The organism is Arcicella sp. GW822-FHT02H01 (assembly GCF_058802005.1).
In genome coordinates this window covers 898045-923537 of sequence record NZ_JBXANT010000001.1, presented here as the reverse complement: position 1 = coordinate 923537, position 25493 = coordinate 898045, and the positions used below count along the sequence as shown (strand labels likewise).

Below are 25493 nucleotides of genomic sequence, written 5' to 3'. Positions count from 1 at the left end.
TATTTCAAAATGGAAACAAAAACAAAACTAACTGCTCCTCTTGATGGGTTAGCGGGATTAAAAGAGAACTTTTCAACTGATGCGGTCTCTGGCTTTATTGTATTTTTACTAGCCCTTCCTTTGAGTTTAGGGATTGCTAAAGCCTCAGAGTTTCCTCCTATTATGGGTTTGGTTACGGCTATCATTGGGGGTATCGTAGTAAGTTTATTAATGGGTTCTAGATTAACAATTAAAGGTCCTGCGGCTGGCTTAATCGTAATCGTAGCAGGTGCAGTAAATGAATTTGGCGGTGGCGAATCAGGTTGGCATTTAGCATTGGGTGCGATGGTAGTAGCTGGTATTGTCCAAATACTTTTTGGGGTATTTAAATTAGGTAAACTAGCTGACTTTTTCCCACTTTCGGCTATTCATGGTATGCTTGCTGCCATTGGTTTAATTATCATTGCAAAGCAAATACCAGTATTATTAGATGTAGCACCAGCTTTGACAAAAGGAAAAGGGCCATTAGCTTTGATTGGTTCAATTCCAACATTTATTGCACATCTTGACCCTAAAGCTACTTTGATTGGCGTTGTTTGTTTAGCCATTATGTTAGGTTGGCCATTTATTAAGAATCCTATTATCAAGAAAATTCCTGCTCCATTAGTAGTGCTCATTATTGCGATTCCTGCTGAATTAGCAATGGATTTCCAAACTACTGAGCCTGCTTATGCGTTGGTACACATTGGTAACTTGATGGAAAATATTAAAATCAATGTAGACTTTTCAGGTATTTCTCAGACAGGATTATTTATTAAATATGTAGTAATGTTTGCTTTGGTAGGTACGTTAGAGTCATTGCTTACAGTAAAAGCCATTGATATGTTAGACCCATATCGTCGTAAATCTGATACTAACAAAGATTTAATCGCTGTAGGTGTTGGTAATACTTTAGCTGCAATTTTAGGAGGCTTACCGATGATTTCTGAAGTAGCTCGTAGTTCTTCAAACGTTAATAATGGCGCTAAAACTCGTTGGGCAAACTTCTTCCACGGATTCTTTATTTTAGGTTTTGTTTTGTTAGCATCACATTTAATTGAGCTTATTCCTAATACTGCTTTAGCAGCCATGTTGATTACTGTAGGTATTAAATTGGCTCATCCAAAAGAATTTATCCATACTTTCAAAATTGGTAAAGAGCAATTGTCAATCTTCTTGATTACTATTTTCTTTACTTTATATGAAGATTTATTAGTAGGTATTGCAGCAGGTATTGCTTTAAAAATCATTATTCACTTAGTGAATGGTTTACCAATTAGTTCATTATTTAAAGCACCGACCTTGGTATCTTTTGAAGGAGATGAATATTTAGTAGAAATCGATAAATCTGCTGTTTTTACAAACTATTTAGGAATTAAAAGTAAATTAGATGCTATTCCTGCTGGTTTTAATGTAACGATTGATTTAAAGAACACTAAATTGGTTGATCACTCTGTGATGGAAAACTTACATCACTTTGAGCATGATTATGTAGAAAGAGGGGGTACTGTTAAAATAGTAGGTCTTGATAATCACAAGCCTGTTTCTGGTCATAGGTTGGCCGCTCGTAAAGCTTAATATTCACATATTTTGTTATAATTAATACTGAGTGACATTTTGTCGCTCAGTATCTCAAAACAATCTTTTATTATTCTAATACCATGAAAAAATTACTTTTTATAGTGGCTGGACTAGTGTTGTCCTATACAAGCTTTTCTCAGACTTATAAAGACGGAAAATTATATTTGAATCAAGATGGTTCTCAGTTTTTAAAAATGACATTATTGAATCAAGTTTGGCTTCGTCATAACGAAAACAATCCTGGTTCCACAACAAATGGTTTTGATAAATCTTCGACTACTGATATTGGTATTCGTAGATTAAGATTACAATTGTTTGGACAAATCACCGACCGTACTTATATCTATTTACAAATAGGAGAGAATAACTTTAATGCATTATCAGACCGCAAGCAGGGTTTCTTTATCCATGATGCGATTGGGGAATATGCAGTAGTAAAAAATAAACTATCGTTGGGTGGAGGTTTGACAGGCTGGAGCGGTTTAGCTCGTTTTGCAGCACCATCAGTAGGAGGACAATTAGGCGTAGATGCCCCTCTATATCAACAAGCAACTAATGATGTAACCGACCAGTTTCTTCGCAAACTAAGCATTTATGCCAAAGGAAAACTAGGTTCATTTGACTATAGAGTAGCTTTATCAGACCCAATGGCAATTCAAAAAGCATCAGGGTTTAATGCAGCGACAGTTTTAACAAAAAATTCAAACTTTGCCACAACACCACCAAAATTTCAAACCCAGGGATATTTTCAGTACCAATTTTGGGATAAAGAATCTAACATGAATCCTTATACAGTAGGGACTTACTATGGTTCTAAAAAAATCTTCAATATTGGTGCTGGATTTATCTATCAACCAGATGCGATGTGGCATTTAGCAGATAATGGTAGAGATACGTTGAAAACGGCGATGACATTATTAGCAGTTGATGCTTTTTATGATGCGCCTATCAACAAAGAAAAAGGAACAGCTTTGAGTGCTTATTTAGCACTGTCAGACTATAATTTCGGTAAAAACTATATACGCCAAAGCGGTCCGTTGAATCCTGCTACGGGTAATGCAAATGCTAGTGTGTTGAATGGTGCAGGCAATAATGCCCCATTGTATGGAACAGGGCAAACCGTTTATGGACAAGTAGGGTATAAAATGGCCAATAATATGTTGGGCAAAGCAGGTACTTTGATGCCTTATGTGAGTGTTCAGTATTCTGATTATGAAAAATTAGCTGACCCTATGGTATTTTATGATGCGGGTATCAACTGGTTGTTTACAGGCCATACTTCTAAGCTAACATTGGCTTATCAAAGTCGCCCAGTGTATACAAGTAATTCAGCAGGTGAATATCATTCAACTGACAGAAAAGGCGGTATTATTATGCAATATCAAGTATTTTTTAATTAAGTGTTACAATATTTTAGTTTGTATGTGGTTTAATATTGGATTGGGTTATCGGCTTCGATAACCCAATTTTGTTTTAATACTTTAATCTTTTATCCTATTTGTATCAATCGTAGAACGAAAATGTTTTAATTTTGGTTTTTGAAACTAAACCCCCTATGGATACCAAGAGTAAAATACATATTGCCTTTCAGACCTTTTGCTTGGTTTTGTCCTTGCATTTTGTGGCATTAAATGTAGGGGGGATTTATTATTTAAAGCTTTTTCTACCGAAAGAAAAAGTAGTCAGCCTACTAAATAAAGCCGAAACCGAAAAGAAAGCAGATACAGATGCTTCAGATGATGTACCTGAATCGGATGACATTAATGATTATAAAGTTATTTGTGTCGTTGAGTCTCTTTCCATCTTTTTGAATAACATCACTTTAAGTGATGATGCCTATTCCTCAGCATTAACACTTTTCTCCGCATATTCTTCTCGTACACTCCGTGGTCACTATGATGTGATAATCCAGCCTCCGCAAGTATAAAATCTCTTTTTTGATGGTATAAGATTGAATGTATTCTATTGATTAGAATTACTTTATGCTATACCTTATTTGGAGGATTCTCCAAAAAAACAGATTTTTTAAAAACTACTATGTTAAAATTATGTCAAAATTTAAATATTATCAATCGTCGTTGCTATCAACTGACTGGAAATCTGGCATTTCTGTCTTTCTAGTAGCATTGCCTCTTTGTCTAGGAATTGCCCTAGCATCGGGGGCACCACTTTTTTCAGGTTTACTCTCGGGTATTGTTGCAGGAATAGTGGTATCAGTTTTATCAGGTTCAGAAATTTCAGTAAGTGGGCCAGCCGCTGGCTTAACCGTAATCGTGGCAACAGCCATTAAAGATTTAGGCTCTTATCAAGGGTTTCTTGTAGCCGTTATTTTAGCAGGAATTATTCAAATAGGCTTAGGATATTTAAAGGCTGGGAAGTTTAGTGCCTATTTTCCAGAGAGTGTTATCAAAGGAATGCTCGTTGCGATAGGAATCGTAATTATATTAAAACAAATTCCACATGCTTTGGGCGACGACCAAGACTATGAAGGGGAATTTGAGTTTGAACAAGTTGCTGACCACCAAAATACAATCACAGAATTGATTCGTTCTTTTATCGATTTCAATGATGGAGCCCTCATTATTTCACTTGCTTGTTTGGCATTATTGATTCTCTGGGACTATGCTTCCAAGAAAAACATCACTTTTTTCAAAGTATTTCCATCAGCCTTGGCTGCTGTAGCTTTAGGAGTAACGATTAATGAGATGTATGCGGTTTTTAAACCAGAATACTTTTTAGGAAATTCGCCTGCTCACATGGTTTCGATGCCTATCTTTAAAAATTTCCAAGATTTTAAAAATGTATTATTATTACCAGACTTTTCATTTTTAAAGAATCCGCATATATATACAGTAGCGCTTACATTGGCTATTGTAGCTAGTTTAGAATCGCTATTAAGTTTGGAAGCAGGGGATAGTATCGACCCACAAAAACGTATCTCGTCTTCGGATAAAGAATTGATTGCTCAAGGTGTAGGTAATACCATCGCTGGATTTTTAGGAGGATTGCCTGTTACATCAGTAGTTGTTAGAACTTCGGCCAACGTATATGCTGGTGCAAAAACAAGGATGTCGTCAATAGTTCATGGAATATTATTATTAGCTTCTGTGGTATTAATTCCTGCCTTCATGAACAAGATTCCTTTGTCGGCTTTAGCCGCCATCTTATTAATGGTAGGGTACAAATTGGCTAATCCTTTTGTATTTAAAAGGGTTTATAAAGAAGGTTATGACCAATACATCCCTTTTGCTATTACCATTATTGTTATTATTTTCAAAGACTTGCTGTTTGGTATCTTTATCGGAACATTCGTAGGGCTATTGTTTGTAGTATTTACCAACTTCCAATCAGTTATTTCTGTCATTCGTGATGGCAATAATGTATTAATCAAATTCAATAAAGATGTTTCGTTTTTGAATAAACATAGAATTAAACAAACCTTAATGAGTTTGAAAGAAGGAGATGAAGTATTGGTAGATGGTTCAAGAGCTAATTTTATTGACCATGACATTTTTACATTGCTTTATACCTTTAAAAATAGCTCGAAGAGCAAGGGTATAGAAATGGTATTTAAAAAAGTAAATCGAAAAATACAAGGTGATATTAACCAATATCATGCAGAAATTGAATCACATTAAAAATATTAAAAATATGAAAGAATACAAGCAGTTGCTTTTAGCCAATAAAGCATGGGCAAAAGAGCGTTTAGAATTAGATGAAGAGTATTTTAACATACTTTCTAAAGACCAACAACCAAAGTTTTTGTGGATTGGTTGTGCTGATAGTCGAGTACCCGCTGAAGAAATTACGCATGCACAACCAGGAGAAGTATTTGTGCATAGAAATGTAGCGAATCTGGTAGTACATACTGATATTAATTTACTTTCGGTATTGCAATATGCAGTAGAGGTACTACATGTAAAGCACGTAATTGTTTGCGGACATTATGGCTGTGGTGGTGTAAAAGCTGCGATGGGGCCAAGTGACTTAGGTTTAATTAACAAGTGGTTGAGAAACATCAAAGAAGTTTATTATAAACATGACACCGAGCTTAAAGCTATTGAAGATGAAGATGCTAAATTCAGACGTTTGGTAGAATTGAATGTAGAAGAGCAAGTGAAAAACTTAGCCAAAACAACGATTGTACAACGCGCTTGGAAAAACTTTGAATTACCACATTTGCACGGCTGGGTTTTTGATATGAAAACTGGTTTAATCAAAGAAGTTTTAGAAATTGAAGCTGGTTCGGAAGTAGACCCAATTTTCAAATATGAATTTCATACCAATGAATTAATTACCAATAGTTCAATTCATTAGGTTAAATCAGGATTATAAAATACTTGTGTTACCTTAGCTTTCGGAAAAGAAAATTCCGAAAGCTTTTTTGTGTCTTAAGTAATCAGATCACTATTTACAACTTATTCTAAAACTTGACTATGAAAAAAATACTATTGGCTGGGCTAATCCTTTGCCAACTAAAATCATTTGCCCAAACTCCCGCAGAAAATTATCAGGACGACCCTGCTTCGATTGAACAAACGGGCGTTCCGAAAGGAGAAGTGTTGAAGTTTACCTTCGAGGATTCTAAAATTTTCCCCGGTACTTTCAGAGAATATTGGGTGTATATTCCTGCCCAGTATCGCCCCGAAAAACCTGCTTGTGTGTATGTAAATCAAGATGGAATCCAATGGAAAGCCCCTACCGTTTTTGATAATTTAATTCATCAGAAAGCCATGCCTATCACCATTGGCATATTTGTAATGCATGGAAGAGTAAAAGCTGAAAATCCAGAAATGGCTAATGACCGTTTCAATAGAAGTTATGAGTATGACGGTTTAGGGGATAATTATGCACGGTTTTTATTAGAAGAACTTTTGCCTGCTGTTGAAAAACAAAAGACGAGTGATGGTCGTGCGATTAGGCTTTCAAAAAGTGGAAATGATAGAGCTATCGGAGGGTCAAGCAGTGGGGCAGTTTGTGCTTTCACGGCCGCTTGGGAACGTCCAGATGCTTTTTCAAGAGTATTTAGTGCAATCGGAACTTATGTAGGCTTGCGTGGAGGAGATTCGTATGCTACCTTAATTCGTAAACATGAACCAAAGCCCATTAGAGTTTTCTTGCAGGATGGTGCTAATGACCTAAATATTTATGGTGGAGATTGGTGGAAAGCCAATGAGACGATTGAAAGGGCACTGACATTTTCAGGATATGAAGTAAACCATGTGTGGGGTGAAGGCGGACATAATGGTAAACAAGGAACAGCCATTTTCCCAGAGGCGATGCGTTGGCTTTGGAAAGATTATCCTAAGCCAGTTTCCAAAGGCAACTCAAAAAATCAGGTTTTAAGCGATATTTTAATAGAAAATGAGAATTGGGAATTAGTAGGAGAGGGTTATACTTTTACAGAAGGCACTGCATCTAATCCAACAGGGGAGGTATTTTATCAAGATATTCCTAACTCTAAAACCTATAAAGTTGGTTTAGACGGGAAATTACAAACCTTGAACCTAGATGCTAAAAGAGGTAGCGGGACAACATTTGATGCCGATGGAAAACGCTATGTAGTAGCAGGGGGTACTAAACAAATTTTAGTGTATGATACCCAAGGAAAAGAATCGGTATTGGTGGATGACCAATCGGCGAATGATATTATTGTTGCCAAAAACGGTAATATTTATTTTACATCGCCCAACGGCATTGAAAAACCGAGTAAATTATTCTTGCTACGACCAAACGGTGAAAAATTAGAATTGGACGAAGGTTTGAAATATGCCAATGGACTTTGTCTTTCACCAGACCAAACACTATTGTATGTTACAGAATCTACTTCGCATTGGCTATGGGTCTATCAGATTCAAGCAGATGGAAAATTAGCTTACAAACAAAAATATGGCTGGCTACATGTAAAAGATTCAGATAATAATGCTTGGGCGGATGGTTTGAAAGCCGATAATCAAGGAAGAGTTTATGTGACTACCCGTGCAGGGATTCAAGTGCTTGACCAAACTGGCAGAGTGAATGCAATCATTCCAGTACCTACTGGTCAACCTTCCAATATTTGTTTTGGTGGGACAAACTTTGATACGATATATGTAAGCTGTGTCGATAAAGTGTATAGAAGAAAACTAAAAACACGTGGTGCGAATGCTTTTGAAAAGCCATTTAAGCCAGCAACACCAAGATTATAACATACTATAAGCTGTGGATTATTGCAAGTAAGGTTTAGCAATGATTCACAGCTTGTATCAATCTTTCTAATTTTTGAGGATCAAGTTTGCTATTAGTCCTTACACCACTGCAAATATCAACTCCATAAGGCTTGACAAAGGCTATCGCTTCACGGATATTTTCTGGATTCAATCCTCCTGCTAGAAATACAGGAATAGAAACTGTCTCTACAATTTGCTTACTAATACTCCAGTCGTGCTTTCTGCCAGTTCCTCCTAATTCCTTAACCGCTAAATTTGGATTGCCCGAATCCAATAAAATTATATCTGCCAATGATTTATACATGCTAGCTTCAATAATTGACTCTTCCCCTGTTACGTGTATTACTTGTATGAGCTTGATATTAGGTAGATTAGCTCTTAAAATCGGATAAGCCCCTACAGCCACTGCATCTACTAATTGAATACAATTCGTACCAGTAGCACGTTGATGTGCTATAATTTCATAAGGGTCAGTTTTAGGCGTTAATAAGAAGCTATCAATGTGTGGAGGAATAATAGTAGCAATTTTTTGAATTAAATCATCGTCAATTGTGCCAGGACCACTTGGCATTTTTGCTACTAAACCCAGTACATCTGCCCCTGCGTCAATGGCTATTTGTGCTTCTTGTTGGCTACTTATACAACATATTTTAATTTTTGTGCCCATTATTCAAAAACCACTTTGTTTTCAATTTCTTCATTCATAAAAAGCAATTTTACTTCACTGTCGTATAGTGCATTAAAGGCAAAATGTTTCTTTTTTAAGATATAATCGTAAATAAAAAAGTCAGTTTTAGGTGTTGGGAAACTATCAATGTGTTGAAAATTATGCCACTCTAAAATACCTTCATTGCAAATAGAAGGCTCAAAGAAGTCAACTTCGGCCTCATAAATAAAGCTCATCCAATTATATTTTACTGGTGATGTTTCCACCAATGTGCCGCAAAATCTCATAGCGGGTACTTTTATACCTGCTTCTTCCCAGACCTCACGAATAGCTGCATCATAAGGGTTTTCAAAAGCATCTACTTTTCCACCTACGGGGACGTAAGTATCTTTGTTTGGTTCATTGAATCGTTTTAGCAATAAAAAGTTAGCGCCATTTCTCAGCACACAAATTACAGCTACTCTTTTTAAACCTTCCATGTGCTATTCAGGTATTTTGGTGGTTAAAAAACTTCCTAACAAGCCTAAAATAATTAATGAAGCGAGGGCTATTTTTAATGAAAAGAATTCAGAAAGATAACCAATCATTACGGGACCAATTAAGAAACCTGCAATACCCAACGTAGAAATGGCAGCTAATGCCACACCAGCAGCCATTGTTTTTGAATGACCAGCTTCACTATAAATCAGCGGTACAATAGTAGAAAGTCCTAAGCCCGTAATGCCAAAGCCGATAATAACCGTAAAAGGTGAAGGAATAAAAATAGCAATTGACATTCCGACAAATACTAGTAAGCAATTAATAAGAAGGGTTTTTCTAAGACCAAGGGCTTGTAAGATTTTATCTCCAAATATTCTTCCTACTACCATCAGCACTGAGAATGCCGTAAAACCAGCCGTGGCAAAACCATTGGGGTTATCCATGATTTGTTTGTAATAAAGTACACTCCAGTCGGCCATTGCACCTTCGCATAACATACCACAGAAGCAGATAATGCCTAAAATGATTAAAGACTTATCAGGAATAGCGAAAAGGGGTTGATTTTCATCCGACTTATGGTCGTTTTGTAATAAATACGAAAATGAAATAAGTCCAATCAGCAAGTCGATACTGCCAATTGTTGCCAAATGTTGAAAAGTAGAAATACCCTGTTTGGCAATAATGCCTCCTAAAGCCGCTCCAAGCATAAAACCAATGCTAAATACTGCATGAAAAGAGGACATAATAGAGCGTTTCTGTAGTTTTTCTACACCAACGGCTTGTACGTTCATGGCAATATTTAGTAAGTCGCTACCAAAACCAAAAATAAATAAAGAGATACCGAGGTTTATTGGACTAGCCGAAAGACCAAGCAATGGGAGGGAAATAAAATAGAAAAAGACAGCAAATAAAGTAATTTTTTTACTGCCGAATTTATGAATAATCACCCCTGCAATGGGTAATGCCGTTAAGCTACCAATAGGCATGGCAAATAATACTGTTCCCAAAGCAGCATCACTTAAATGTAATAGTTCTTTCATATCTGGAATTCGTGATGCCCATGAGGCAAAACTAATTCCACATAGAAAGAATAAAGCATTGGTAGCAATGCGAGCATTCCTTCCAATGTTATGTTGAATAATAGTAGTTTCCAAAGTGTTAATGCGATTATTATGAACTTGCTAAAAAGCATAAAGGAGCATCTTATAACAAGATACTCTCAATTTCTTTCCAAGAATGTACTCTTGTAAATTCTTTTACGTGTTGATTATGGGCGGCATCAAATAATAGACCTTTCCCTTCAAAATTAATGAGGTTTTTTTCATGGTCATCAATGATGTAATCAGCTTTAATCATCCATTTATGACCACAAAAAACAGTATGCGACCAGCCAATGTATGGAAAATATTTATCCAACCATTCTAATTTCTCTTCCATTGATAATGGAAATTCAGTCGCTGCTGATACAATAAATATTTCGTGTTTGGCATGAAGCTTTTGAACAACCTCTTGCGCACCCGGAATTAATGGAATATCTGCAAAAAAACCTTTTTCCCAAAGCATTCCACGTACCGTAGTGTATTGTGCATAATAAGCCTTATAAACTTCTGGCTGTGTTAAGATTTGCTCACGAGTAAAATTTGTTCCTAATTTTTTATTCGTTTCGTTTAATAATTTTAAACTTGTGTCTGCCAACACATCATCCATGTCGATTAAGATTCTCATAAATAATAATATACGGTTTTAGTTTATACTGTAATTTCAATTCTGTTATTTTCAGGGTCTAGCACCACACTTTCGTAGTAACCATCGCCAGTTGTTCTTGGCTTACCAATAATAGTAAAACCTTCGTTTGCTAACGTTTCTGTTACTTCATTTACTTTTTCTATACTGCCAACAGCTATTGCAAAGTGTACCAATCCTTTTGTTTGAAGTAAAATATCTTTTGGAATATCTACTATTGCTGGCGAGTACATAATTTCTAAACGCGCTCCTTTGGCAAAACTTAAAAAATAAGATTCAAACCCTGTTTTGATATTGACATATTTTTGATTGGCTGTTGCTCCGAAGAAACGACAATAGAATGACTTCATTTTTTCCAAGTCAATCGTCCAAATAGCGATGTGTTCAATGCTCATCATGCGGTTTTTAAAATATTTAGACAAATTTACCGCAATAAACCGCATATATCAAAATAAAATTTATTAAATTTGTGTAATATTCCGAATAAAAACGAATTAAACCGCAATTATGCTCAGGGAAGAAAGATTACAGGTCATCTTGAAGATGCTAGAAACTAATCAAAGGGTTTCTTCGGTTCAATTGGCAGAAATACTTAATGTTTCTGATGATACCATCCGTCGTGACTTAAATGAATTAGCCGAAGACGGGTTGCTGAAAAAAGTACATGGCGGAGCTATCCCCAAGGCGACAAGCCCTTATAAGCTAAAAGAGAGGATTCATATAGACCACGAAGAAAAGCTGATTTTAGCCAAAAAGGCTCAAAGTTTTTTTGCAAATGGTCAAGTAATTATCCTTGATAATGGTTCTACTAATATGGAGGTAGCTAAATTAATGCCTCCTTCGTTAAAAGCCACCGTTTTTACAACGAGTATTGCCATTGCCCAAATTCTTTGCGAACATCCAAATATTGAATTATTTATGCTAGGAGGCAAGGTATTTAAAGATGCGCAAAATACGTATGGTACTGAAGTAATAGAGTTGTTAAGCAAAATCAGAGCAGATGTTTTATTGATTGGTGTTTGTGGAATCCATCCAGAAATTGGCGTGACGATTCCAGATTGGGGCGAATGCGTAGTAAAAAAGAAAATGGTTGAAGTATCAGCCAAAGTAATTGCATTGATTACCGCTGAAAAACTAAATACAGCAGATAGTTTTGTGGTATGCCCTTATGCTGATATTGATGTGATGATTACTGATGAGATAATTACAGAGGAGCAACTAGTAGCTTACAAAAGGCTTGGGACTGAAATCCAATAATTAAAATGATAAAAAAACCCCTACAATTGAATCATTGACAATTATAGGGATTTAAGTTTTGGTCTAAGGTTGTTTTTCCTTGTGCATTTTTCCTTCGCCTTTATTGAGCTTGTTGAACAACATCGCATTAAAAAGTTGCTCTGTTTTATACAACTCAGATACCTGACGAACATTAAGGACTTTTAGAAATTTCGACATATATTCTTTTTCTAAATCAACATCCTTTTGTTTGAGATTTAAAATTTCTTTTAAATCAGATAAGATTTTATCTTCAGAGCTAGTCGTATTTCTACTTTCAGTAGTAATCTGTCTGATACTTTTTCTGATTTCCCAGCGCTTGGTATCGAATTCGTTGTAAACTACCCAAAAACCTTTGGCTTGGTCTTCACTTAAATTTAAGCGGTTAGTGATTAAACCAACTTTAGCGGCTTTTATTTTTTCTTTGCCTTTTAATGGCTCGTCTTGTGCTTGCGCTTTTACATTTAATGAGAAGACAAAGCAAATTAAACTGATAATAATGGCTGATTTTTTCATGCGTGATATTTGATTAAATATTCTCTTCTAAGTTGTCTAAATCGATACTTTGTAAAATATCTTGTCTATTTATTTTTAAATTATCTAATAATTCAGAATCATTACTTGTTTCTTCAACCTCTACCTTATTGTTTGTTTGAACATTTTCAAATTGTTCAGCAAGGTCGGTTTGGTTAATATTCTGTTGAATTAGATAATTAATGATTTCTTGATTTTGTACTTCAGCAAGGGCTTCATTCCCCAACGCATCTTGTTTTGGCATCCAAGTAAAATATCCTAAGATAGCAATAGCAGCACAAGCGGCTACACTTGCCCAAGTCCTTTTCATAGACCAAGTAACTAAAGGAATGATTTTAGATTTGGCAGAAGTTTGCGATTGTATTAACATCGGAAGCTCGTCAAAGTAGTTGTCAGGTACTTTGAAAATATTCTCACGTGGTAGTTTTTCTATGTCAAACTTATTATTTTCCATTGTTTTAATGATTATACTGCTTTGACTGTCTTGGTCTGTAATGGTTTAAAATGATTTTTAAATTTTTTTAAAGATTGAAATCATTTTATTATAGTATTGAATTTTTAAGGTATTCTTCTACTTTTTTTGCTGCTAGATGGTAAGATGCCTTTAAGGCACCCACCGAAGTACCCGTAATTTCGGCTATTTCTTCGTATTTTAACTCATCATAATATTTCATGTTGAATACCAATCGTTGCTTATCGGGTAAATTGAGTAAGGCTTTTTGAAGTTTAAGTTGTATTTCATCTCCAGAAATTAAATCGCTATCTTCTAGTTTGTTAGATAGTTCTTCTGTGATATCATTAATAGGTAAAAAGAAGCGTCTTTTTTTCTTACTTAGGTGGTTCAAACATTCATTTGTTGCAATTCTATATAACCATGTAAATAATTGTGAATCACCCTTAAAATTTTCAAGACCTTTCCAAGCTTTGATAAAAGTGTCTTGGGTGAGGTCATTGGCATCGTCATGGTCGATGACCATTTTACGGATATGCCAATATACTTTCTGCTGATATTGACGTACCAGTAAATTGAAAGCATAATTTCGGCTTTCGGGGTTAGCAAATTTTTCTAATAATTCTTTATCTGTCATTTTTAGGCATTTGGCTTAGAATGCTAAATGCAAAATAGGCACAAGTCATAAAATAAAAAAGGCAAAAGCCGAAAAGAATAGTAATTAGCGTATTTATTTCTTCTAATTACTTATGCTTATTCGCCTTTTGCCTGATAATATGATAAATTGAAAAAATTAAGCTTGTTTGCGAGCAATCGCTTTCAATGCTTTTTCAACAATTGATGCTGCATTTAAACCATATTTTTCCATTAATTGAGCAGGAGTTCCCGATTCACCGAATGAATCTTCTACGCCAACGTATTCTAATGGAGCAAGGTGTTGTTTGATTAATACTTGAGCGATAGAATCACCTAAGCCACCTGCAATTTGATGTTCTTCAGCAGAAACAGCACAACCAGTTTTGCGAACTGAAGCTAAGACAGCTTCTTCGTCCAAAGGTTTAATTGTGTGAATATTGATAATTTCTGCATCGATACCTTTTTCAGCTAAAATTTCACCTGCTAAGATAGCTTCCCATACCAAGTGACCAGTTGCAAAAATACTTACATCTTTCCCTTCGTTTACAGTCCAAGCTTTTCCGATGATAAATTCTTGATCTGGATCGGTAAAGATAGGTACTACTGGACGACCAAAACGCAAATAAACTGGACCTTCATGTTCAGCCACTGCAATAGTAGCAGCTTTAGTTTGGTTATAATCGCAAGGATTGATTACTGTCATGCCTGGAAGCATTTTCATCATACCTAAATCTTCAAGAATTTGGTGAGTAGCACCATCTTCACCCAATGTCAAACCAGCGTGTGAACAAGCGATTTTAACATTTTTGTGTGAATATGCTACCGACTGACGAATTTGATCATACACACGACCCGTACCGAAGTTAGCAAAAGTAGTAGCAAAAGGAATTTTTCCACCGATAGTTAAACCAGCAGCGATACAAATCATATTTGCCTCAGCAATACCCGTTTGGAAAAAACGCTCTGGATTTTCTTTGATAAAAGCATCCAATTTCAATGAGCCAATTAAGTCAGCACAAAGTGCTACAACATTTGGGTTGGTTTGTCCCAACACTTGCATTCCAGCACCAAAGCCAGAACGAGTATCTTTTTTTTCTGTGAAAGTATATTTTTTCATGTTGAATTTCTATGTAAATCAAAAGCTGTTAAACAGTATTTGATAGATAAATTGAGCAATAATATTAGACTTTGGGTTAAGTTAGATTAATAATCTCCCAAAGTTTCAGGTAACTGCGCTAATGCCGCAGCTAATTGCTCTTCGTTTGGAGCAACTCCATGCCATTTGTGCGAACCCATCATGAAATCAACACCAGCACCCATGTCAGTAGTCATCAAAATCATTGTAGGTTGTCCGTTTCCAGAAAATGCACGAGCTTCTGCTAATACTTTCACTACATCGGCCATGTCATTACCATTCATTTTGATAACATTCCAACCAAAGGCAGTATATTTAGCACCTAAGTCACGGTTGTTCATAACCTTATCTGTAGGACCATCTATTTGCTGACCGTTATAGTCAATAATTGCTACCAAGTTATCTACTTTATGGTGTGGAGCATACATCGCTGCTTCCCAAACTTGACCTTCGTTTTGTTCTCCGTCACCCATTAGTACAAATACCAATGAATTATCTTTATTTAATTTTTTTGCTTGAGCCGCACCAATCGCAACAGACATACCTTGTCCTAATGAACCCGAAGCAATACGAATACCTTCTAAATGTTCGTGTGGAGTAGGGTGACCTTGAAGACGTGAATTTAATTTACGGAAAGTTGCTAATTCAGCCGCTGGGAAATAACCTGCACGCGCTAATACAGAATAAAGAACTGGTGAAATATGTCCGTTTGATAAAAAGAAAAGGTCTTCACCAATTCCGTCCATATCGAAAACTTTGTTTCCAGCTTCATCTGATTTTAAAGTCATTTGGTCGAAGTAAAGACCTACCAATAAATCAGTACAGCCTAAAGAACCGCCTGGGTGCCCAGACTGACAAGCGTGCACTTGACGTACGATGTCACGACGTACTTGCGAAGCAACTTTTTGTAATTCAGTAATTTCCATTTGTGTTTGATTAATTTTTGTAATCTTTTATAAGTCGTTTTTCTAGTTAATTATGCTTCAATAATTTGCGAGGTATGCTCTTTTGTCTTCACTTTTTCAATAATATCAGTAATGATGCCCTTTTCATCGATGACGAAAGTAGTTCTGGCAGTACCCATATAGGTTTTGCCATACATTGATTTTTCTACCCACACACCGTAAGCTTCTACTAGTTGATGGTCTTCATCCGAAAGTAAGGTAAACTTTAAATCATACTTTTTGATGAATTTCTGATGAGCCTTTTGTCCATCTACACTCACCCCAATAATCTCAAAACCTTTGGCACGCAAGGCAGGCAAGTTTTCGTTTAAATTACAAGCCTGAGCCGTACAACCAGGAGTATCATCTTTTGGATAAAAGTATAACACTACTTTTTTACCTTCAAAATCCGACAACTTAACCAAATTGCCGTGCTGGTCTTTTTGTTCAAAATCTGGTGCTTTGTCTCCGACTGCTAATTTCATTTCTATCTATTTTTATAAAGACAATTTTCAATGATTTGACTATAGTCTTAATGCTTTTTCTTTTTCTTCGTCCCTTTTTTGGCTTTCGCCTCAGCCTTATGTTTTGTTTTGCTCTTCTTTTCTTTCTTTGTTGCTACAACTTTCGTATGTTCGTCAACTTCAGTGACAAATGAACTTTTATTTCCTTGATTATCTTCTAAATCCAAGCGAAGTTTACCAACGAAATTTTGAGTAGAATCTGATTTTACTGTCCAGAGTAATGCTCTTTTTGCATCATAATCTGTTAAGATATAAGTATCATTCAGGTATGTTTTAAAGCTTTTGATGCCCGAAAGATTATCATAAATTCTAATGGCTACATAATTGGGGCTTTTACTTACAAAACTTGCTTTGGGCGGAATCGTATCAGTTAATAGTGTAAACTGACCTAGTAATCCAACTTTAAATACAATCCTGTCTGAGTTCCACTTGCCTCCTAAAAACCTTCTTTGATTTCGCGAAGTATAGTACACCGATGTCTTTTCGGGTAAACTTACTTTAGTATCAGGCTGGAAACTTACATTGATTGAATTACGAAGCGGTATTGTAGGTTGTCCAATTTCTATACGGTTAGCAATCGTATTTGTTTCTAAATAAAGCGTATCATACAGTGTTTTAGTATCAAAAATGATTGAAAGTTTATCTGAAACATAGCTACTTGCTTGATTGGGAAGAATAGTTTTCTGTAAGTTTAGAGCCTTCTCTATACTATCAATGCGGATAGATTTAGGTAAGCCTTTCTTTAAGTCCCAAAGATACACAGCTTCATTGTTTTTTACATAACTTATTGCCAATTCTGTCGATGATTTTTCAAAATTTAAAATAGCTATCGAATTGACTGTCTTCAAGTTGCGTGCTTTAATGATTAAGGTATTATCATCAGTACTATAATTAATATTTACGGGCAATTTATTAGGACTAGCAGTAACTGAACTTTCAGGCTTTTCGCCCTTTATGGTAAAATTCAACGTACTTCCATTTTCATAAGCATCCCATATCTTAATACTTACTTGATGTGTTTTGCCATCTTGTAAATTAAGTTTTCCTTTGCTCAAAATCGCTTTGTACACTGGCAATTCCTCATTTCCATCATCTTGGAACAATTTCTGGATTCTATGCCCTATTGTTTTTTCATAGGCATAATCGGTATGCACATTAATATCATGCGATACTGCATTGGGAAATTGCTCAAGATGGAAGTAATGAATCTCTTGCCCATCTACTAGAAGCTCCGTACAAGTCAACCCATTAGAATTATGGGTATCATTCATTTTATCAACCGCCATCAATTCCAAACCGATTTCCCCAACTACCGAAACATTGGCATTAAGCGTATAGGTACCATCTGGTTTTTTGATAGGAGTAAAAGACTTTCTACCAAACTCACCATTCACTCTTGCATCTGTACTCAGCGTTTTGATGTACAATTGCTGAAAAATAGGAGGGGTGTTGTCTTTTATCTCTGAAAAACCAAAATTCAGAGGATTCAGAATATTATTACTTGCATCCCTTATTTCAAAGTGTAAATGTGGCCCTGCTGACCCTCCTGTATTGCCCGAATAGCCAATTACTTGTCCTTTTTTTACCACAAACTCGTTAGGTGTAGGCTTTAACTGAATCTCAAATGTCTGGCTTTCTAATCTTTTTTTCTTAACGTAAGTCGCTAATGGCTCTACAAATTCTTTTAAATGCCCATATACAGAAACATATCCATTTGGGTGGGTTAAGAAAATAACATTTCCATAGCCAGAAGTTTGCACCCTGATTTCAGAAACATAACCATCAGCCGTAGCCTGAACGGCTAACCCTTCTCTTCCTTGAGTTTTAATATCAATTCCAGCATGAAAATGGTCGGCACGCAAATCACCCATTCCACCTGCCAAATAGTTTTGTTGTTTGGGATTGATTGGAAAGAGAAAATAATCTTTCGGATAAAGAAGCTTTGTTTTTTGAGCTAAATTCTGAAATGAAAAAAGGCTACAAAACAGAAAGATTTTTAATTTCATAAATTGATGCAACGTAATTTTCAATAAGGATAATACGATAAAAGATGAAAATTGAGTTACAGTTTACTTGATTTCAAAAGATAGCATTTCTTTGCCTTCAATAAATGCACTTAATTTATTGCCGATTTTTACTTTGCCTACGCCAGCAGGAGTACCAGTAAAGATTAAATCGCCTGTTTTCAAGGTGAAATATTTTGAAATTTCCGCAATGATTTCGTCAAAATTCCAAAGCATCATCGAAGTGTTACCTGTCTGACGCGTTTCTCCATCGATTTCTAAATGGAAATTTAAATTTTTTAAATCAGGAAATTCAGTTTTTGAAATAAACCCAGAAATAGGAGCAGAGCCATTAAAGCCTTTGGCTTTTTCCCAAGGCAATCCTTTTTCTTTTAATTTTGACTGAATATCTCTTGCCGTAAAATCAATCCCAATGCCTATTTCTTCATAGTATTTATTGGCAAATTTAGCCTCAATGTTTTTACCCATCTTATTGATTTTCAAGACGATTTCTACTTCATGATGAATATCGTTTGAAAAATCAGGATGATAAAATGCCTCGTTGTCTTTTAGGATGGCTGTATCTGGTTTTATAAAAACTACAGGTTCAGATGGTCGCTCATTATTTAATTCAGCAATATGTTCAGCGTAATTTCTACCAATGCACAAAATTTTCATTTCTCTTCGTTTTATGAATTTTTTACAAAAATACCCTTAAAATATAGAAATTTAGAACCTTTTTTAGATTTTTACATCTTAATTCTAATTTGCTATATTCTTTATGCTGTGTTGGTATGATTATTTAATACTAATTTTACAGCAGAAAATCAGTATCTCTTAATCCTTTTCAGAAAATGAAAAAAATCGTTTTGTATGGAGCAATTCTCCTAACATCAATATGGGCTTGCACAAAAGTGCCCATTTCAGGTCGTAGTCAATTATTATTAGTTTCAGATGATGAAATGAATGCCATGGCTTTAACTAGCTATAAGCAGTTCTTAGATACCAATAAAGTAGTGGCTGCTAATACTCAGCAAGCTGCAATGGTTAAAAGAGTAGGTGATAAAATTGCGAAAGCTGCCCAAGCATATTTCGATCAGAATAATGCTCCAGAATATCTAAAAGGCTATCAATGGCAAACTGAACTAGTACAAAGTAGCCAAGTGAATGCTTGGTGTATGCCAGGAGGTAAAATGGTAGTATATACAGGTATTTTGCCAATTACACAGAATGAGACAGGTTTAGCTGTAGTAATGGGGCATGAGGTTTCACACGCCATTGCTAAGCATGGTAGCGAAAGAATGAGCCAAGGAATGCTAGCGCAAGGTTTGTTGTCAGCAGGACAAGCAGGCTTAGGAATTGCGATGCAAAACAAGCCTAGTGCAACTCAAAATTTGTGGAATAGCGTATTTAGTGTAGCTGCACCAGCGGGAGCTCAAATAGGAATGTTGGCATTCGGACGTAATCAAGAATCAGAGGCTGATCACTTAGGATTAATATTCATGGCCATGGCGGGATATAATCCAGAAGAAGCTGTTGCTTTTTGGGGAAGAATGGCAGCACAATCTGGCAGTGGCTCTAAACCTCCCGTATTTTTGTCGACTCACCCTTCAGACCAACAACGTATCGCTGATATAAAAAGACTTTTACCTGAGGCCACACAATATTATAATGGCACTAAAGGTGGAGTAAAGAGAAACTAGTATTTCACGATTGATGAATCATTAAAAAGGCGAAAAATCTTAGATTCTTCGCCTTTTTAATTTACGCTAATATAAGATTACATTGCTGCTAATACTTCTTCAACTTTAGTAGCTGCATCTTTTAATAAAACAGCCGAGAATACTTTCAAGCCTGAATCATCAATGATTTTAGCTCCTTCAGCAGCGTTAGTTCCTTGTAAACGAACAATGATTGGTACAGGAATATCACCGATAGCTTTGTAAGCTTCAACAACGCCAGTAGCAACACGGTCGCAACGAACGATACCACCAAAAATATTAATCAAGATAGCTTTAACGTTTGGATCTTTCAAAATGATACGGAAACCAGCTTCTACCGTTTTAGCATTAGCTCCTCCCCCAACATCTAGGAAGTTGGCAGGCTCACCACCAGATAATTTAATGATGTCCATAGTAGCCATCGCTAAGCCAGCTCCGTTTACCATACATCCAACGTTACCATCTAATTTTACGTAGTTCAAATCGTTCTTAGAAGCTTCAACTTCTAATGGATCTTCTTCTTCAACATCACGCAATGGAATAAAATCTGCATGGCGATACAAAGCATTATCATCCAAATTTACTTTAGCGTCAACTGCTAAGATTTTGTTGTCTGAAGTTTTCAACACAGGGTTGATTTCAAACATCGAAGAATCAGTTTCAACATAAGCTTTGTAAAGAGAATTGATAAATTTTACCATTTCTTTGAAAGCGTCACCTGATAAACCTAAAGCAAAAGCAATTTTACGCGCTTGGAATGCTTGTAAACCTACTCTTGGATCAATCCATTCTTTAATAATTTTTTCAGGAGTATGTTCTGCTACTTCTTCAATGTCCATACCACCTTCTGTAGATGCCATGATTACATTGCAAGCTTTACCTCTATCCAACAAAATAGAAATATAGAACTCTTTTGGCTCAGATGGGCCAGGATAATAAACGTCCTCTGCAATTAAGACCTTATTAACTTTTTTACCTTCTGGTCCTGTTTGGTGAGTAATCAATTGCATTCCCAAAATCTGTTCTGATTTTTGGCGAACTTCATCTAAATTTTTAGCAAGTTTTACTCCACCACCTTTTCCACGCCCACCGGCATGAATTTGGGCTTTAATTACGTGCCACTGTGTACCAGTTTTTGCCGACAACTCTCGGGCAGCTTCTACTGCCAGTGCTGGTGTATCGACTACGATGCCCTCTTGAATACGGACACCATAACTTTTCAAAATGTCTTTACCTTGATACTCGTGAATGTTCATTTGATACAGTTTTTTATGTCGAAATTAATTCGTTTGCTAAATTACTTACAAACAATTTAATTAAGCGCTTTTATTTGGTAAATATTTATAGTTTATCAACTTTTTTGAACTCCTAAGAAAGTAATTATTCAAGACAAATATAGTAATTCCACATTTTTTATCGTTGTTTTGTTTCAGCGAATATTCATTGAAAAAGAAAAAATGTTAGTAGTTAAAAATATCACAAAGACCTACGGAAACTTAAATGTTTTGAAAGGTATTGATTTACAGATTAATCAAGGAGAAGTAGCATCTATTGTCGGAGCTTCTGGGGCAGGGAAAAGTACACTCTTGCATATTGCGGGTACACTCGATAGACCTGATACAGGACAAGTATTTATTGATAATACAGAAATTACTAGCTTGAAAGATAGTGCTTTAGCTAAATTTAGAAACGAACGACTTGGCTTTATTTTTCAGTTTCACAACCTTTTAGGTGAATTTACAGCCCTAGAAAATGTTTGTATGCCTGCGTATATTGGAGGGAAAAGTAAAAACATTGAACAGAAGGCCGAAGAGCTTTTAGTATTGTTGGGCTTGAAAGATAGGATTCACAATTTACCTTCGCAGATGTCTGGTGGGGAACAACAACGAACTGCCGTTGCGCGTGCCTTGATTAATTCGCCATCAATTATTTTTGCGGATGAACCTTCAGGAAATTTAGACTCAAAAAATGCACAAGAATTACACGAACTTTTTTTTAACCTCCGCGACCAATTTAATCAAACGTTTGTCATTGTTACGCATAATGAAGAACTGGCCAATATGGCGGATAGAAAATTAGTCATGCAGGATGGCTTACTATTAAGTTGATTAATGAGGACTTGTTTTAACCCTCATTTTATTATTCTATTGGAATACCCACGGTTTAATCATGGGTATTTTCGTATAGTACTGGATTAATAGGAGTGTTTATTATTTCGCCAACTTTAGCACCGGGACACCAAGTTTTCCAATCGACTTCTTGATTTTTATTATTAGGTTGTTTCAGAACCATGTCTTTATCCATATAAATCATGGTCATCACTTCCCGCATTTTATCCGTTTGGTTAGCCCCAGCTCTATGAAAAAGCCAGCCTGAATGAAAACTCACTTCTCCTAACTCGAATGGTTCAGTAATTTGTTGAAAGTCTCCCAACCTTAATTTTTGCTGGATTTCTACCTCGCTATCATCACTTATTGCTAGGTTTCTGCCTTCTTGCATCAAATGGCTTTTAGCACTGAACTCTAACGGACCCATCTCTAACGGGGTTTCCTGTAATGGTATCCAAGCCGTAACGGTTTTATCACTTGCCAAAGGCCAATAATATTGGTCGGCATGCCAAGGAGTGAAACCTCCGTGAGGTTCTTTAAAAAGTGCTTGGTCATGATATATCCTAACCCCCTCTACTTGCATTAAATCGCTAGCGATTTTTGCAATTCTTTTACTGAATACAAATTCCTTAATGGTAGCACTATGAGTCCAAATATTCATGATTTGTAAGAAAGCTTTATTATAAATATCCCTTTCGTTAAGCGGCAAATGCATGGTATTTAGTTCACGTACTTTTTCTCTTATGACAAGATTATAGAGATTAATTATATCTTTATTAAATACATTTTTGAGTTTTATATAGCGGTATTCTTGGTAAAACTCAATTTGTTCTCGACTTAAATTGTAAGGCTCTTTAAGAGCATCCAAAACGGATGTGGCGATTTCAAACATTACATTAAGGTTTTGTATTCAGCAAAGAATTGACTTGCAAAGCTATTTATAATACAAAAAACTATTCGGCACTAAAAATTCAAAACATAACACTATATTGAATTTTAAAATTTATAATCATAACTTTAGGTAAAAAATAGTGTTTAGATGAAAGCAATACTGGAAGATTTGAGTGCAGATGCCTATGTGAATTCATTCAGAATTAACCAATACAGCACGCCACATTTTGAATATAAATGGCATTATCATCCTGAATTTGAGTTGACACTTATTGAAAGTGGTGTAGGAGATAGATTTATAGGGGATTCTTTTGAACGTTTTCAAAAAGGAGATTTGGTCTTGATTGGTCCAGATTTACCCCACACATGGATGAGTGATAAAGAAAAAAACATAGTATCAGCCGCGGTAGTTATACAATTTTCTAGTCATTTTATTGAACGTTTCTTAACCCTGAACGAATTTAATCAATTGAAAAAAATATTGACTATTTGTGGCCAAGGTTTGTATTTTCCTAAACCCACAAATGAAATTATTTATAAAATGGCAAATATTAGTCAAACACAAGGGATTGCAAGAGTTAACGCTTTACTGGAAATATTTGATATGCTTACAGTATTGGAGTATCAAGTATTAGCATCTCCGTTTTTCCAACCTATTAAAAATGAAGAAAATGAATTAAGGATTAATACAATTTTTGAATATATGTTAAGGAATTCATCAAAAAATATGTCGTTAAAAGATGTTGCCGATTTAATTCATTTATCAGAAAGTGCGTTTTGTAAATTCTTTAAAAGAATGACGGGCAAAACCTATTCTGATTATTTAAACGAAATTAGAATAGGCAAGGCGTGTTTATTATTGACAGAATCAGATAAGACAATCGCTGAAATAGGTTTTCAAACGGGTTTTGAAAGTATTACTTACTTCAATAGAGTATTTTTAAAAAAGAAAGCCAGAACACCTAGTGAATTCAGGAAGGTAAGCAGAAATAGGATAGAAGTATAGGCATAAAAAAGCCGTCAATTCTTTTGAATTGACGGCTTTTAATATGCTAAAGCAAGCTAGGTTATACTACAGCAAAACTTGACACATTTTTAGCTTCTAGTACAGATTGTCCCATCAAGTAAATATCAGCAGCACGAGCGGCTTCTCTACCTTCTGAAATAGCCCATACTACTAATGATTGTCCTCTACGCATATCTCCAGCAGCAAATACTTTATCAATTGCTGTTTGATAGTTATAGGCCTTTACATTGCCTCTTTCGTCAAATTCTAAACCTTTTTCTTCCAATTGTGCTAAGATACCTTCACGTTGTGGATGTAAGAAACCTGCTGCAATTAATGCTAACTCAACAGGAATTTCACGGTCGTTTTTATGAACTTGATGAGCTTTACCATCAATCACTTCTAATGCAATGTCTGCAATTTTAAGGGCTTTTAGGTTACCATTTTCGTCACCAACAAACTCTTTTACTGCAATTGACCAATGACGGTCAGCTCCTTCTTCGTGAGACGTAGAAGTACGCAACATCATTGGCCAGTTTGGCCACGGAGTATGTGCAGCTCTTTCCAATGGAGGCATTGGCATTACTTCAACCTGAGTAACAGATTTTGCTTTATGACGGTTTGAAGTACCAACGCAGTCAGACCCAGTATCACCACCACCAATTACTACCACATTTTTATCAGTAGCATAAAGATCACCCATAGAATAAGGCATACCCATGTGGTTTACTTCTCGTTCTATGCCAGATACTCTTTTGTTTTGTTGTGATAAGAATTCCATGGCAGGATACACACCTTTCAAATCAGAACCAGGTATTCCTAATGTTCTTGGCACTGTTGAACCGCCTGAAAGAATGACTAAATCAAAATCTTCCAACAAATCGTCAGCCTTGATGTCAACACCAACATTTGTATTCGTTTTGAAAACAATTCCTTCTTGCTCCATTACTTCAACACGACGTTGAACAACCCATTTTTCTAATTTGAAATCAGGGATACCATAGCGTAAAAGTCCACCGATTCTATCAGCACGTTCAAAAACAGTGACAGTATGCCCAGCTTTGTTTAGCTGTGCCGCTGAAGCCATTCCTGCAGGACCTGAACCTACTACTGCTACTTTTTTACCTGTGCGTTTGGTAGGAATGTTTGGTTTTACTAAACCATTACCGAAAGCGTATTCGATGATAGATTTTTCGATATACTCAATCGTTACAGGAGGTTTATTGATACCTAACACACAAGCAGATTCGCAAGGTGCTGGACAAATACGTCCTGTAAATTCTGGGAAATTATTGGTAGAAGAAAGAATCTCATACGCATAAGCCCAGTTTTGATCATAAACTGCATCGTTGAATTCGGGAATAATATTGCCTAGCGGACAACCACTGTGGCAAAAGGGTACCCCACAATCCATACAACGACTTGCTTGAGCTTTTACTTTATCCGTAGTAAAATCAATATCTATTTCTTTATAGTCTGCGACACGTTCTGTTACGAGTCTTTTCTTTGGAGTTTCTCTAGTAACCTCTAAAAATCCTGTTGGTTTTCCCATTTCTTTAATTTGAAA

Annotated in this window: 26 protein-coding genes; 10 read left to right on the top strand and 16 right to left on the bottom strand. The window is 35.8% G+C overall.

All coding sequences use genetic code 11. The annotated features are described in order from the left end of the window. Positions 1-9 precede the first annotated feature (9 nt). The 6 genes from AC1RNE_RS03965 to AC1RNE_RS03940 all read left to right on the top strand — a co-directional run bounded on the left by AC1RNE_RS03965 (position 10) and on the right by AC1RNE_RS03940 (position 7787). Positions 10-1596 (top strand): SulP family inorganic anion transporter, encoded by a 1587-nt coding sequence (locus AC1RNE_RS03965; RefSeq protein WP_492799734.1) that lies wholly within the window; start codon positions 10-12, stop codon positions 1594-1596. A gap of 83 nt (positions 1597-1679) precedes the next feature. Further along, positions 1680-2999, top strand: a complete 1320-nt coding sequence (locus AC1RNE_RS03960; protein ID WP_492799733.1) for a hypothetical protein — start codon at positions 1680-1682, stop codon at positions 2997-2999. A gap of 155 nt (positions 3000-3154) precedes the next feature. Continuing rightward, on the top strand, positions 3155-3526 hold the full coding sequence (locus AC1RNE_RS03955; protein WP_492799732.1) for a hypothetical protein: 372 nt from the start codon (positions 3155-3157) through the stop codon (positions 3524-3526). A 121-nt stretch (positions 3527-3647) separates the two neighbouring features. Beyond that, entirely contained in the window at positions 3648-5237 is a 1590-nt protein-coding gene (locus AC1RNE_RS03950; RefSeq protein ID WP_492799731.1) for a SulP family inorganic anion transporter, read from the top strand. 13 nt (positions 5238-5250) lie between these two features. After that, positions 5251-5916 carry a carbonic anhydrase gene (locus tag AC1RNE_RS03945; protein WP_492799730.1) on the top strand — a complete coding sequence of 222 codons (666 nt, stop codon included), beginning with the start codon at positions 5251-5253 and terminating at the stop codon, positions 5914-5916. Between the two features lie 119 nt (positions 5917-6035). After that, positions 6036-7787, top strand: coding sequence for an SMP-30/gluconolactonase/LRE family protein (locus AC1RNE_RS03940; protein WP_492799729.1), 1752 nt, complete (start codon positions 6036-6038; stop codon positions 7785-7787). Between the two features lie 34 nt (positions 7788-7821). On the opposite strand, the gene AC1RNE_RS03935 is transcribed toward AC1RNE_RS03940, so the two are convergent. From AC1RNE_RS03935 to AC1RNE_RS03915, 5 genes are read right to left on the bottom strand one after another with little or no spacing between them, the layout of a single operon-like run. Next, positions 7822-8475, bottom strand: a complete 654-nt coding sequence (locus AC1RNE_RS03935; protein ID WP_492799728.1) for a phosphoribosylanthranilate isomerase — start codon at positions 8473-8475, stop codon at positions 7822-7824. Further along, a complete protein-coding gene (locus AC1RNE_RS03930) occupies positions 8475-8954 on the bottom strand; it encodes an NUDIX domain-containing protein (protein WP_492799727.1) in 480 nt (159 codons plus the stop codon). Before AC1RNE_RS03930 ends, AC1RNE_RS03935 begins: the two co-directional genes overlap by 1 nt. Before the next feature lie 3 nt (positions 8955-8957). Next, the gene (locus tag AC1RNE_RS03925; protein WP_492799726.1) at positions 8958-10109 is read right to left on the bottom strand and encodes an MFS transporter; all 1152 of its coding nucleotides are present in this window, start codon (positions 10107-10109) and stop codon (positions 8958-8960) included. A 49-nt stretch (positions 10110-10158) separates the two neighbouring features. After that, the gene (locus AC1RNE_RS03920) at positions 10159-10680 is read right to left on the bottom strand and encodes a 5' nucleotidase, NT5C type (RefSeq protein ID WP_323250531.1); all 522 of its coding nucleotides are present in this window, start codon (positions 10678-10680) and stop codon (positions 10159-10161) included. A 23-nt stretch (positions 10681-10703) separates the two neighbouring features. After that, complete coding sequence (locus AC1RNE_RS03915; RefSeq protein WP_492799725.1) at positions 10704-11096, bottom strand: VOC family protein; 393 nt, start codon at positions 11094-11096, stop codon at positions 10704-10706. Positions 11097-11205: 109 nt separating this feature from the next. Between AC1RNE_RS03915 and AC1RNE_RS03910 the strand changes: the two genes are divergently transcribed. Beyond that, positions 11206-11955 carry a DeoR/GlpR family DNA-binding transcription regulator gene (locus AC1RNE_RS03910; protein WP_492799724.1) on the top strand — a complete coding sequence of 250 codons (750 nt, stop codon included), beginning with the start codon at positions 11206-11208 and terminating at the stop codon, positions 11953-11955. Positions 11956-12018: 63 nt separating this feature from the next. Here the strand turns inward: AC1RNE_RS03910 and AC1RNE_RS03905 are convergent, their stop codons facing one another. The 8 genes from AC1RNE_RS03905 to AC1RNE_RS03870 form a co-directional block, all read right to left on the bottom strand. Further along, on the bottom strand, positions 12019-12489 hold the full coding sequence (locus AC1RNE_RS03905; protein WP_492799723.1) for a hypothetical protein: 471 nt from the start codon (positions 12487-12489) through the stop codon (positions 12019-12021). Positions 12490-12502: 13 nt separating this feature from the next. Further along, positions 12503-12961, bottom strand: a complete 459-nt coding sequence (locus AC1RNE_RS03900) for a hypothetical protein (protein WP_492799722.1) — start codon at positions 12959-12961, stop codon at positions 12503-12505. Positions 12962-13049: 88 nt separating this feature from the next. Beyond that, on the bottom strand, positions 13050-13595 hold the full coding sequence (locus AC1RNE_RS03895) for an RNA polymerase sigma factor (protein WP_492799721.1): 546 nt from the start codon (positions 13593-13595) through the stop codon (positions 13050-13052). 156 nt (positions 13596-13751) lie between these two features. Then, positions 13752-14711 carry a transketolase family protein gene (locus tag AC1RNE_RS03890; protein ID WP_492799720.1) on the bottom strand — a complete coding sequence of 320 codons (960 nt, stop codon included), beginning with the start codon at positions 14709-14711 and terminating at the stop codon, positions 13752-13754. An 86-nt stretch (positions 14712-14797) separates the two neighbouring features. Beyond that, positions 14798-15655: a transketolase gene (locus tag AC1RNE_RS03885; protein WP_492799719.1), complete on the bottom strand. Its 858-nt coding sequence runs from the start codon at positions 15653-15655 to the stop codon at positions 14798-14800. A 50-nt stretch (positions 15656-15705) separates the two neighbouring features. Continuing rightward, complete coding sequence (bcp, locus tag AC1RNE_RS03880; RefSeq protein ID WP_492799718.1) at positions 15706-16158, bottom strand: thioredoxin-dependent thiol peroxidase; 453 nt, start codon at positions 16156-16158, stop codon at positions 15706-15708. A 47-nt stretch (positions 16159-16205) separates the two neighbouring features. Beyond that, the gene (locus tag AC1RNE_RS03875) at positions 16206-18203 is read right to left on the bottom strand and encodes a M23 family metallopeptidase (RefSeq protein ID WP_492799717.1); all 1998 of its coding nucleotides are present in this window, start codon (positions 18201-18203) and stop codon (positions 16206-16208) included. Positions 18204-18266: 63 nt separating this feature from the next. Continuing rightward, positions 18267-18878, bottom strand: a complete 612-nt coding sequence (locus tag AC1RNE_RS03870; RefSeq protein ID WP_492799716.1) for a fumarylacetoacetate hydrolase family protein — start codon at positions 18876-18878, stop codon at positions 18267-18269. A gap of 176 nt (positions 18879-19054) precedes the next feature. Between AC1RNE_RS03870 and AC1RNE_RS03865 the strand changes: the two genes are divergently transcribed. Continuing rightward, on the top strand, positions 19055-19903 hold the full coding sequence (locus AC1RNE_RS03865) for a M48 family metallopeptidase (protein ID WP_492799715.1): 849 nt from the start codon (positions 19055-19057) through the stop codon (positions 19901-19903). A 77-nt stretch (positions 19904-19980) separates the two neighbouring features. Here AC1RNE_RS03865 and sucC read toward each other — a convergent pair whose 3' ends face one another. Beyond that, positions 19981-21177 (bottom strand): ADP-forming succinate--CoA ligase subunit beta, encoded by a 1197-nt coding sequence (gene sucC / locus AC1RNE_RS03860; RefSeq protein WP_323250507.1) that lies wholly within the window; start codon positions 21175-21177, stop codon positions 19981-19983. Positions 21178-21378: 201 nt separating this feature from the next. Between sucC and AC1RNE_RS03855 the strand changes: the two genes are divergently transcribed. Further along, complete coding sequence (locus AC1RNE_RS03855) at positions 21379-22029, top strand: ABC transporter ATP-binding protein (protein ID WP_492799714.1); 651 nt, start codon at positions 21379-21381, stop codon at positions 22027-22029. A 55-nt stretch (positions 22030-22084) separates the two neighbouring features. Here AC1RNE_RS03855 and AC1RNE_RS03850 read toward each other — a convergent pair whose 3' ends face one another. Next, positions 22085-22921 carry a phytanoyl-CoA dioxygenase family protein gene (locus AC1RNE_RS03850; protein ID WP_492799713.1) on the bottom strand — a complete coding sequence of 279 codons (837 nt, stop codon included), beginning with the start codon at positions 22919-22921 and terminating at the stop codon, positions 22085-22087. Positions 22922-23068: 147 nt separating this feature from the next. Here AC1RNE_RS03850 and AC1RNE_RS03845 point away from each other — a divergent pair, with 147 nt between their 5' ends. Beyond that, positions 23069-23926 (top strand): AraC family transcriptional regulator, encoded by an 858-nt coding sequence (locus tag AC1RNE_RS03845; protein ID WP_492799712.1) that lies wholly within the window; start codon positions 23069-23071, stop codon positions 23924-23926. Positions 23927-23987: 61 nt separating this feature from the next. Here the strand turns inward: AC1RNE_RS03845 and AC1RNE_RS03840 are convergent, their stop codons facing one another. Further along, the gene (locus tag AC1RNE_RS03840) at positions 23988-25478 is read right to left on the bottom strand and encodes a glutamate synthase subunit beta (RefSeq protein ID WP_492799711.1); all 1491 of its coding nucleotides are present in this window, start codon (positions 25476-25478) and stop codon (positions 23988-23990) included. Positions 25479-25493 lie beyond the last annotated feature (15 nt).

Excerpts from the sequence above, each read along its gene's own strand:
- AC1RNE_RS03965 (WP_492799734.1), top strand. The coding sequence starts at position 10 with ATGGAAACAAAAACAAAACTAACTGCTCCTCTTGATGGGTTAGCGGGA.
- AC1RNE_RS03960 (WP_492799733.1), top strand. The coding sequence starts at position 1,680 with ATGAAAAAATTACTTTTTATAGTGGCTGGACTAGTGTTGTCCTATACA.
- AC1RNE_RS03955 (WP_492799732.1), top strand. The coding sequence starts at position 3,155 with ATGGATACCAAGAGTAAAATACATATTGCCTTTCAGACCTTTTGCTTG.
- AC1RNE_RS03950 (WP_492799731.1), top strand. The coding sequence starts at position 3,648 with ATGTCAAAATTTAAATATTATCAATCGTCGTTGCTATCAACTGACTGG.
- AC1RNE_RS03945 (WP_492799730.1), top strand. The coding sequence starts at position 5,251 with ATGAAAGAATACAAGCAGTTGCTTTTAGCCAATAAAGCATGGGCAAAA.
- AC1RNE_RS03940 (WP_492799729.1), top strand. The coding sequence starts at position 6,036 with ATGAAAAAAATACTATTGGCTGGGCTAATCCTTTGCCAACTAAAATCA.
- AC1RNE_RS03935 (WP_492799728.1), bottom strand. The coding sequence starts at position 8,475 with ATGGGCACAAAAATTAAAATATGTTGTATAAGTAGCCAACAAGAAGCA.
- AC1RNE_RS03930 (WP_492799727.1), bottom strand. The coding sequence starts at position 8,954 with ATGGAAGGTTTAAAAAGAGTAGCTGTAATTTGTGTGCTGAGAAATGGC.
- AC1RNE_RS03920 (WP_323250531.1), bottom strand. The coding sequence starts at position 10,680 with ATGAGAATCTTAATCGACATGGATGATGTGTTGGCAGACACAAGTTTA.
- AC1RNE_RS03915 (WP_492799725.1), bottom strand. The coding sequence starts at position 11,096 with ATGATGAGCATTGAACACATCGCTATTTGGACGATTGACTTGGAAAAA.
- AC1RNE_RS03910 (WP_492799724.1), top strand. The coding sequence starts at position 11,206 with ATGCTCAGGGAAGAAAGATTACAGGTCATCTTGAAGATGCTAGAAACT.
- AC1RNE_RS03905 (WP_492799723.1), bottom strand. The coding sequence starts at position 12,489 with ATGAAAAAATCAGCCATTATTATCAGTTTAATTTGCTTTGTCTTCTCA.
- AC1RNE_RS03900 (WP_492799722.1), bottom strand. The coding sequence starts at position 12,961 with ATGGAAAATAATAAGTTTGACATAGAAAAACTACCACGTGAGAATATT.
- AC1RNE_RS03895 (WP_492799721.1), bottom strand. The coding sequence starts at position 13,595 with ATGACAGATAAAGAATTATTAGAAAAATTTGCTAACCCCGAAAGCCGA.
- AC1RNE_RS03890 (WP_492799720.1), bottom strand. The coding sequence starts at position 14,711 with ATGAAAAAATATACTTTCACAGAAAAAAAAGATACTCGTTCTGGCTTT.
- AC1RNE_RS03885 (WP_492799719.1), bottom strand. The coding sequence starts at position 15,655 with ATGGAAATTACTGAATTACAAAAAGTTGCTTCGCAAGTACGTCGTGAC.
- bcp (WP_492799718.1), bottom strand. The coding sequence starts at position 16,158 with ATGAAATTAGCAGTCGGAGACAAAGCACCAGATTTTGAACAAAAAGAC.
- AC1RNE_RS03875 (WP_492799717.1), bottom strand. The coding sequence starts at position 18,203 with ATGAAATTAAAAATCTTTCTGTTTTGTAGCCTTTTTTCATTTCAGAAT.
- AC1RNE_RS03870 (WP_492799716.1), bottom strand. The coding sequence starts at position 18,878 with ATGAAAATTTTGTGCATTGGTAGAAATTACGCTGAACATATTGCTGAA.
- AC1RNE_RS03865 (WP_492799715.1), top strand. The coding sequence starts at position 19,055 with ATGAAAAAAATCGTTTTGTATGGAGCAATTCTCCTAACATCAATATGG.
- sucC (WP_323250507.1), bottom strand. The coding sequence starts at position 21,177 with ATGAACATTCACGAGTATCAAGGTAAAGACATTTTGAAAAGTTATGGT.
- AC1RNE_RS03855 (WP_492799714.1), top strand. The coding sequence starts at position 21,379 with ATGTTAGTAGTTAAAAATATCACAAAGACCTACGGAAACTTAAATGTT.
- AC1RNE_RS03850 (WP_492799713.1), bottom strand. The coding sequence starts at position 22,921 with ATGTTTGAAATCGCCACATCCGTTTTGGATGCTCTTAAAGAGCCTTAC.
- AC1RNE_RS03845 (WP_492799712.1), top strand. The coding sequence starts at position 23,069 with ATGAAAGCAATACTGGAAGATTTGAGTGCAGATGCCTATGTGAATTCA.
- AC1RNE_RS03840 (WP_492799711.1), bottom strand. The coding sequence starts at position 25,478 with ATGGGAAAACCAACAGGATTTTTAGAGGTTACTAGAGAAACTCCAAAG.